Source organism: Streptomyces sp. NPDC090442, from assembly GCF_044769405.1.
Lineage (GTDB): Bacteria > Actinomycetota > Actinomycetes > Streptomycetales > Streptomycetaceae > Streptomyces.
This window is the reverse complement of sequence record NZ_JBIVXW010000144.1, coordinates 1-8,343: the sequence shown is the minus strand read 5'-3', so window position 1 is coordinate 8,343 and position 8,343 is coordinate 1. Positions and strand designations below refer to the sequence as shown.

At 67.6% G+C, this 8,343-nt stretch carries 9 protein-coding genes; 7 read left to right on the top strand and 2 right to left on the bottom strand.

Translation table 11 applies throughout. The annotated features are described in order from the left end of the window. The first annotated feature begins 95 nt into the window (after window positions 1-95). Genes ACIQU6_RS43185 through ACIQU6_RS43175 form a run of 3 tightly spaced genes read left to right on the top strand, consistent with a single transcriptional unit; the run spans window position 96 to window position 2,350 of the window. Window positions 96-1,091, top strand: a complete 996-nt coding sequence (locus tag ACIQU6_RS43185) for a hypothetical protein (RefSeq protein ID WP_403487968.1) — start codon at window positions 96-98, stop codon at window positions 1,089-1,091. Continuing rightward, window positions 1,088-1,879 (top strand): SDR family NAD(P)-dependent oxidoreductase, encoded by a 792-nt coding sequence (locus ACIQU6_RS43180; protein ID WP_403487966.1) that lies wholly within the window; start codon window positions 1,088-1,090, stop codon window positions 1,877-1,879. The genes ACIQU6_RS43185 and ACIQU6_RS43180 overlap by 4 nt, the downstream gene beginning before the upstream one ends. A 36-nt stretch (window positions 1,880-1,915) precedes the next feature. Then, on the top strand, window positions 1,916-2,350 hold the full coding sequence (locus tag ACIQU6_RS43175; protein ID WP_403487964.1) for an NUDIX domain-containing protein: 435 nt from the start codon (window positions 1,916-1,918) through the stop codon (window positions 2,348-2,350). Between the two features lie 175 nt (window positions 2,351-2,525). On the opposite strand, the gene ACIQU6_RS43170 is transcribed toward ACIQU6_RS43175, so the two are convergent. Next, window positions 2,526-2,837, bottom strand: coding sequence for a hypothetical protein (locus ACIQU6_RS43170; protein WP_403487962.1), 312 nt, complete (start codon window positions 2,835-2,837; stop codon window positions 2,526-2,528). 501 nt (window positions 2,838-3,338) lie between these two features. On the opposite strand from ACIQU6_RS43170, the gene ACIQU6_RS43165 reads away from it, so the two are divergent. The 4 genes from ACIQU6_RS43165 (at window position 3,339) to ACIQU6_RS43150 (ending at window position 6,502) form a co-directional block, all read left to right on the top strand. Next, window positions 3,339-4,025 (top strand): DnaB-like helicase C-terminal domain-containing protein, encoded by a 687-nt coding sequence (locus ACIQU6_RS43165; RefSeq protein WP_403487960.1) that lies wholly within the window; start codon window positions 3,339-3,341, stop codon window positions 4,023-4,025. A gap of 136 nt (window positions 4,026-4,161) precedes the next feature. Continuing rightward, window positions 4,162-4,572 carry a hypothetical protein gene (locus tag ACIQU6_RS43160; RefSeq protein ID WP_403487958.1) on the top strand — a complete coding sequence of 137 codons (411 nt, stop codon included), beginning with the start codon at window positions 4,162-4,164 and terminating at the stop codon, window positions 4,570-4,572. Further along, the gene (locus ACIQU6_RS43155; protein WP_403487956.1) at window positions 4,569-5,018 is read left to right on the top strand and encodes a GntR family transcriptional regulator; all 450 of its coding nucleotides are present in this window, start codon (window positions 4,569-4,571) and stop codon (window positions 5,016-5,018) included. Before ACIQU6_RS43160 ends, ACIQU6_RS43155 begins: the two co-directional genes overlap by 4 nt. Window positions 5,019-5,383: 365 nt before the next feature. Then, on the top strand, window positions 5,384-6,502 hold the full coding sequence (locus ACIQU6_RS43150) for a protein-L-isoaspartate O-methyltransferase (protein WP_403487954.1): 1,119 nt from the start codon (window positions 5,384-5,386) through the stop codon (window positions 6,500-6,502). Between the two features lie 499 nt (window positions 6,503-7,001). Here ACIQU6_RS43150 and ACIQU6_RS43145 read toward each other — a convergent pair whose 3' ends face one another. Then, window positions 7,002-7,856 carry a MucR family transcriptional regulator gene (locus ACIQU6_RS43145; protein WP_403487952.1) on the bottom strand — a complete coding sequence of 285 codons (855 nt, stop codon included), beginning with the start codon at window positions 7,854-7,856 and terminating at the stop codon, window positions 7,002-7,004. Between the last annotated feature and the right edge of the window lie 487 nt (window positions 7,857-8,343).

Here is an 8,343-nt window from a genome sequence, read left to right as displayed (position 1 = left end):
TCGGTACGTATCGCCTGGATCGGGGATACTCGACGTGTCACGGGCGTGGGTCCTTCCGTACGAACTTTGGTCGGTTCAGTACGAAACCTACGCTCGTGGCCCTTTTACACCACCTCCCGGACGCGACCGAGATCCTCTATGAGAACGTCTTCGCCTCTGGCCGCTGCCGGCTCCTGCTGGGCGACCTCATCGCCCTGGCCGACCACGGCCGCGCTCCCACCGGCGATGTCGCCGCGCTGATCGACGCCGTCTGCGACGACCTGATCGCCACGGCCACCTCAACTGGTCGCACCACCGCCTTGTCGGCCTGCGTGCCCGCCCTCTACGCCGACCGCATCCGACCCGGCAGCCGCGTCGATACCTGGTACCTCAAGGGCGACCTCGCGGTCACCGACACGCACACCGGCGAGCAGATCCCCGTCCGTGCACTGACCGACTACACCGCCACGGTCAACGGCGCCCCGCTCCCGCTCGACGTGCCCGCCGCCATCGACGCCGCCCGCACCGCGCTTCACCCCGACAGCCGGTGGGCCTCCGCCCTCACCCAGGGAGATCCGACCGAGCCCAACATCGCCGCCAGCGCCGCAGGCGCGTGCTGGCTCGACTTCGAACACGCCGGGCGCAACATCCTGGCCGGCGAGATCGCCAACCTCCTGTGGTACCTGCTCGCGCTCGGAGGCTGGCTCGTGCCCACCTACCAGCTAGACGTCTACACCCGCACCCTGCCACTCCACCTGCCCCCGACCGCCATTCCCGCCGTCGAGCACACACAACTGTCCGCCCGGCACCGGCGGTTGGACGTGCACTACACCTGGCCTACCGGCCCGGGGCGCCACACCGCCCTCGTCCAGCTCCTGACCCGCCTCACCGGCGACCTCGGCGATGCCGCCAGGCTTCCCCCCGACCGGCAACTGGCTGACTTGCGCCCTTTCCTCACTCTTCGCATCCTGGGCGTCCTTGCGCCCCACCAGCTCACCAGCACCGACCTGCTGCTTGTGCTGGCCAAGCTCGCTCAGGCCCAACACCTCCCCCACGACGATCAGTTCACTCACACCACCCCTTCGTCCCTTGCTCCCGAGGAGGCTTCATGACCACTCCTGTTCTCGATCTGCCCCTTACTGCCCGCCCTCTCCAGGGGCGCGTCGCTCTGGTCACCGGCGCCGCAACCGGCATCGGCGCGGCCACCGCCCGCGCCCTTGCAGGCGCCGGCGCCACGCTCGCCGTCAACCACTTCACCCAGATCGCCCAGGCACGTACCGTCCTGGATGAAGTCCGCCGACTGGGCACCGACGGCATCGAGGTGAGCGCCGACCTGACCGACCCGGACGCGGTCGGGTTGATGGTCAGCCAGATCACCAGCGAAATCGGCCCGGTGGACATCCTGGTCAACTGCGCCGGGGCTTACCCGCGCACCACCTGGGAGGAGACCGACGAGGCCGCCTGGGCGCACGCGCTCGACGTCAACCTCACGATGCACTACCGCACCAGCCACGCCGTCACTGCCTCGATGATCCGCCGCCAGTGGGGGCGCATCATCAACGTCTCCAGCGTCAACGCCCGCGCCGGACGCTGCGGCCTGACCGCCTACAGCGCCGCCAAGGCCGGCATGATCGGCCTCACCCGATCTTTGGCCAGGGAACTTGGCCCCTACGGCATCTGCGTGAACACTGTCCTGCCAGGAGCCATCCAAGTCGACGCCGAGAACACCCTGCCCGCCCGCCACCGCGCACGCCCCGAGGACCAGATCGCTCGTCAATGTGTTCCCCGCCGAGGCCAACCCGCCGACGTCGCCGCCGCGATCGCCTTCCTTGCCGGCCCGTCCGCATCGTTCATCACTGGTCAGTCGCTACATATTGACGGCGGCTGGATCCTGCACTGACCCCGCCCACCACCGAAGTCTCAGGGAGACCCCGCGATGAAGCAACGCGTCCGCGCCGTCCTGATCACGCCCGACAACACCATGCTCCTGATGAAACGCATCCGCCCCGGCATCGCCCCCTACTGGGTGATCATCGGAGGTGGCGTCGAGGACAGCGACACCAGCCGCGAGGATGCCCTCCTGCGCGAGATCCGAGAAGAGATCGCCGGAGAGGCCCAAGTCGAGTGCCTGCTCCACCAGTTGGAGAACCCCAAGGGTGAGACCGAGTATTTCTACCTCGCGCGCATCGCGACGTGGAACTTCGCCGACCGTACCGGCCCCGAGTTCCAGCGGGACGACCGCGGCGAATACGTCCTCGAAGAGATCCCCCTTACCGCCAAGGCCATCACCGAGGTGAACCTGCTGCCCCAGGAGATCTCCGCTGTACTGCGCGAGTGCCTCGACCGCGGTGACCTGCACGCCACGGCCTAATCTCGCAGGGTTCCCTGCGGCGAGCCGTGGGCCCGTCACTGGCGCCTTCGGCGTGAAGGGCGTCGCGTGTCAGGGCTCGCGGTCGTTCCTGCTCAGTTCAGCGCCAAGACAGACACGAACGGACTCTCGTTGTTCGTGGCGAACGCACCAAGTCTCATGCGTTGTTGCCTCTTTGCTACCTACCGGGCTGTTCGCGGTGACGCTTCAGGTCCAGTAGGTCGGCTGCGAGCCCCGTTCCACCGTGCTTATCCAGGCGGAGGGTGAGGCTCTGTTCTGGGCCGTCGTAGTGGAGGATGTGTCGTAGGCCGAATTCATCGAGCAGTCTGCTCAGTTCCCTGGCGACACTCACGGTGCTCTCTGGGTCGATGTCGTCCAAAGCCGCTGTCATGAGCTCACCGGACTGTGGCTCTGCTCCGGTCCAGCCGTCGAGTGCCGGCGTGTTCTCGTCGGCCAGCACCGGCGGGCGATTGTACCAGTCGTCATCCATAACGCTCCTGCTGTCCTACACGATCCCGCGGCGACGTCACCGCCCCTGGATGACGACGTCATCAGGGGCGGTCCGTACGCCGGCAACGATTTTGGGGCCTCAGCACGCATGACGGTACTCGGCACAAGGTCGTATTTCTGGTCGACGTGACGTTGCGCCTGGCGAGGTGCTGGGGGAAGCGGCTATTGTCCCCAACGGTGCTGGACACGCACGCACCCAGGCCGCCAGCCGCTCCCACGCAGCGCTGGCAGATGCCTCAGGGTCCGCTGGACACAGATACCAGCAGCCCGGAAACGGTCGAGGGCCCGTGCAGTGACAGCACCCTCTTGCGGTGCGCGGCGTGGGCACGTACCGGAATGCGGCTGCAGATGAGTCGGAAACGAAACGGTGATCTCCCCTCCCGCGCCAAGCGGTTGGCCGTGACGGCGGGGATCCCGTATACCGAAGCTCTCGCCTCGTTGAGGACTCCTCGTTCCGCTGGCCAACCTCGCCGGCGCCGAGGTGTGGCCACGGGGGGTGCGGGACCTGGACGTCTTGCTCGGTGGCGGTCTTCGCCCTGGCACTCTTACCCTGCTCGCCGGTCGTACCATGGCTGGCACGAGCACCCTGCTGCTGAGCATCGCTCGGTACAACGCCCTCCGGGATCGGCCCGTCGTCGTGGCGGATTTGCAGCACACCCTCGCGGAGACGGGGCGGATGTTCCTTGCCGCGAGCAGCAACCTGGGCGAAGGCCCTGCTGATGCTGGCCGCCTGGCCCACGCTGCTGAGCGCATGCGTCGCCTGCCGCTGCGGCTTGTCGGTCCTGGGGGCGACGTGATCGGTCGGCTGCGGGGCGAAGCAGTCAGGGGTGCGCGTCTGCTCCTGCTTGATGATCTCGCGCTCGCTGCAGGGTCGTTGGCTCCACCGGAACCTGGGGCTGTTGCCGCCGAGTTGGCTCGTGTTGCCCGGGAATTGGCAGTCCCCGTCGTCGCTACCGCCCATTTGGGGCCCGAGCAGGGAGTCGGCCCCAGAGCCAGCGACCTCCGTGACCCTCACGCGCTCGACCATGCTGCCGCCAGTGTCCTGCTTGAGCGTCCGGCTCGATTGGGCGGTCATCCCGGTCAGCCCGATCTGGTCACTCTCCACGTCACTGGCCCCAGGGCTCCAGCCGCACAACTGTCCTTTTTGACCCGGAACATCGTCGTATGACTTCACCCTGATGAGAGGCGGCCTGGTCGCTGCCGGCCTTCGGCGTGACCGGGGCAGAGTCAACTCGACACAAACGCATTGTGCGACCATCGCACAACTCTTGCGACCATCGCACGAGTTGTGCGATGGTCGCACGATGCATCCGATTCGTGAACTCGCCGCCGTGATCCACCCGATGCCCGAGCCGGGAAGCGTCACCCCCCAGGAGTGCTTCGGCGATGCCTGCGACCAAGTCGAGCGCGAGCGCCAGCAGTGCGCAGACCATCTCCAAGCGGTCTTCCTCGGCACAGAAGAGGACCCCCTCATCCTGGCTCTTCAGCAAGCTCAGGAGCAGAGGGAAGCGGCTGAACAGCTCATTCGCCGACTCCTGGCCTATGCCCGGGAGTTCAAGCCGAGACGCAGCTACTCCCTCGGAAAACTCGCCGGCCCCTCCGGCTACACGCCATCCGGCGTACGCAGCGCCTACACCAGCACCGAAGTCGATCTGATCCAGGAGCAGATCAACCGCGCCCCGCTGCACACGGTCAACGGGAAGGAGCAGGCGTGACCATCCATCCGGCGACAGTGGACAACACACCGCCAAGCGCCCCGACGCACCATCTGCCCCTCAACTCCTCCCTGCCTCCCTATCGGCAGGTAGCAAACAAGATTCGGGCACAGATTCGCTCCGGGGCCCTGCGGGCCGGCGACCGGCTTCCCTCCACCCGGTCCCTGCAGGACACGTACGGGATCGCGAACAGCACTGCCCAGGCCGTCATGCGCCTCCTACGCCAGGAGGGCCTCGCCTGCACCACCCCTGGTCGAGGATCCTTCGTCGCCGACCAGCTCCCCCCTGCCGGCATGGTGCCGCACCCAACCGACGAGGACGCCGCGCCAACCCATATGCCCACTGCTGAATACGTCGAGCTCAGTCGTCGTCTCGACGAACTCGCCGCCTCCCAGGACGCGTTGCTGCGCAGGCTGCGTCAGGTCGGCGAGTTGGGCTCCTCATAGGCCGCCACAGGCGCTGCCCTGTACCGATCAGCCACGGCCTCGGGGTGCATCGCCGAGGGCAACGTCGCGAAGCGAGCGGTATGGCCGGAACGTCGGCCGGGTGGTTCGGCACCGGGCAGCGGCCGAGGGCCAGTTGCAACCGCACCACATGGTGCGCCTCAAAGCGCTCTTTCGTTGATGCGGAGCGTACGGCACACTGCTGATCACTGTTTTGACTGTCCGCCACGATGGAAGGGACCCGCACATGGGTAGGCACGGGGACGGCAAGGGCGGATCCGAAGGAGACCAAAAGCAGTCCCCCCGAGAAGGGGATGGTCAGTGGACCAAGCCGGTATCGAACCCTCCGAAGAAGTGACGCGCGCAGGATGACGTCACCGGAACGGCTGCTGGAGATCCTGGACGCCAAGAACGCGGTCCCCCCAGAGTGGAGGCAGACCGTCGCCAGCGTGCCGCGGGAGCTCTTTCTCCCCGAGACCATCGAGGTGTACGACCGGCTGATCTCTCGGGCCGACAGTCCCGAGGAGTGGCTCACCGCGGCATACGCGGACGTGCCGATCTTGACTCAGTGGAACGACGGCGCGGAAATGTCGGCGGGCGACTACCGGCTGCCGACGGTGTCCTCCAGCATGCCCAGTCTCATGCTGGAGATGCTGAGCCTGCTCAATGTCCGTCCCGGAGACCGCGTATACGAGGCCGGTGCGGGCACTGGCCTGCTCGCCGCTTGGCTGGCCCACCGCCAAGGCTCCGCCAACGTGGTCACGGCGGAGTATGACGCCACGGTCGCGCAGCAAGCCGAACGCAATCTCCGGCGTGCTGGCTACTGCCCTCGCGTGGTGTGCGGGCCTGGCGAGCAGGGTTGGGCAGCTGGCGCGCCATACGACCGGTGGATCGGCTCGTACACCGTTCCAGAGGTCCCTTACGCCGCGATCCAGCAGACTCCTCATGGTCGGATCGTCACGCCCTGGGGCGGCAGTTTCTTCAGCCACAACCTCGCCGTGGTCGATGTCGACGAAGGCGTAGGGCGCGGTCGCTTCCAGGGGTACCCGAGTTTCATGCGCACCCGTATCGGCCGGCCGCACCGTGGGTTTCTCTCCGATTTCCTGCACCACCAGGGCGAGGAAGAACAGTCGCGTACGGGCTTGTCGCCCTTGGATGTTGCGGGTAGCGCCGATGCGTTGTTCTTCATCGGGCTGGATCTTCCTGACGCCTGGCATCTGCTCGTCGAGGCAAGCGACGGCAGCGGCGAACGCACACTATGGATCCTCGCCGACGACCGGAAATCATGGGCTGCGGCTGAATACGTTCCTGGCGAGGACTCCTTCGAGATCGGTCAGTTCGGGCCACGGCACCTGTGGGATGAAGTCGAGGAGTCGTACGAGAAGTGGGCGGGCTGGGGGCGGCCGTCGCGCGACCGTGCGGGACTCACCATCACGAAGGCCGCTCAGCACGTATGGCTGGACACCCCGGACAACGTCATCAGCTGACGCGGCACCGGTTGATCGATTCGACGGTGCGTTGGGTGTTTGGCGGTGCGTTGCCCGCAGTCGCCGGATGCGCATGCAACCGACGAGGGCTCCGTGCCAGCCCACATGCCGACTGCTGAATTGTCGAGCTCAGTCGACGCCTCGACGAGCTCGCTGCCTCCAAGGACGTGTTGCTGCGCAGGCTGCGTCAGGCTGGCGAGCTGGGCTCCTCGTAGGCCGCCGTGGGTGCTGCCCTCTGCCGATCAACCACGGCCGCGGGGCACGGTGGCGTGCAGCGGGCGGTCGGGGAGGGGACCGTGGGCGAAGGCAGTGAGCGCGGCAACGGTCGCCTCTCGGCGCCCCGCGAGGTGGCTGGAGCGGCATCTTGGACCGCAGTCGCCTGCAGGATATGCCTGGGCGGAGCGGGAAGCCGGTAGATGACCTTGTTCGCCGCGAAGTCCCGGACGGTGTACAGGAGTCAGGGGGCCCGTCGGGCCTGGGAAACGAGGTGTGGGGGCCTTCACCGAGTGGGAGTGCGCTGTGCGCGGGGCCTGACGGCTGTTTTCGTGGACTGCGTCGCGCCGGGCCGCGGGCGGTCGGTGCTTGGTACGCGCTGCCCGGACAGGAAGCGAGAGAGGCCGGTATCACTGATGCCCACCGCGGCCGCGAGCGTATTTTGCAAGAACCCCTCCTCGCTCTTCAACGTGGTGACCAAGTCTTTCAACGAAGGGCCGGTCAGGGTGCGCAGTTGGTGGCGCTCGTGTTCGGTCAGCGGGCGGATCGTCACGGCGTGGCGGCGCGCGTGATCGAGGGATGCGCGGGAGGCCAGGGCGCGGATGCATTCGGGGGCCCGGCAGGTCTTGCGGTCGTAGCCGCCAGGCAGCGGGCACCGCTGCGCGCCGCAGCCGGGACACGTGCGCACCATGATCTTGCGGGAGGCCCTGCCGTTGGCGACGGACTGGGCGGCCTGCGTGCGGCGGGTCTGGGCCGGGGCGGGCGGGAAGGTCCGCGCGTGCGCGGCGGCCTCGGGATCGCGGGCGTTCTCAAAGCGTTGCCACGCGGCCGTACCGACGCGGGCTGATGCCTGCTGGGACAAGGATTCACGCAGCGTGGTGGCGGCGAGGCTGCGGCTGCGGGCGAGGCCGTGGGCGGCCTTATACTCGGCGGCCGTCATGCCGTGCGCCCCACTGACGTGTGGGCCCAGCGAGCGGTAACGGCGGCCGCATTCGTGGCACAGCACGCTGGTGCCATCGTCGTCGAGGACGCCGTAGAGGCCGTGCCCGTCAGGCTGCCCGTATCGGTCGAGCTCCGTGTCATCGAGCGGGCGGCCGGCCCGGGCCCGCTTGTAGCAGCGCATACACAACCCTTTGGCCACAGTCGTCCGCTCTTTGCACGCCGTGCACGTCGCCCGAGCCGAGCTCACCACTGATTCCTCTCCTTCGTCCCCACGCAACTCATCATCGGGCCAGTGCTGGCGCAGCGAGCGTAGTACGCCGAAATCCACTCCTACCGCGCAGGTCGCCCGTCGCCGGACCCGCCAGACGGCATGAGCGCTGGCTCGCGGGACCGAGCCCCGTGCCCGCAGGGCCCCGAACAGCACCCGTACTTGGCGAACGCGGCCGCGTGGTCGCTGGTATCGAGGAGCGCGCGGGTAGTGGCGGTGCGGCGCTCAGTGGTTGGCGGCGGTGGGAGTGCAGGCGGCAGGAGTCAGCGCAGCGGAAGTCGAGGCGTTTCGCTTCCTGCGCGGGGAGTTGGGGGCGAGGTTGGGGGTCGCGTCCAGTTTGTGGTGTAAAAGCACTCACGAACGGGTTTCGTGGGGTTGATGTTATGCGGCCTTGGTGAGGGACACGCGGGGCCGGGCT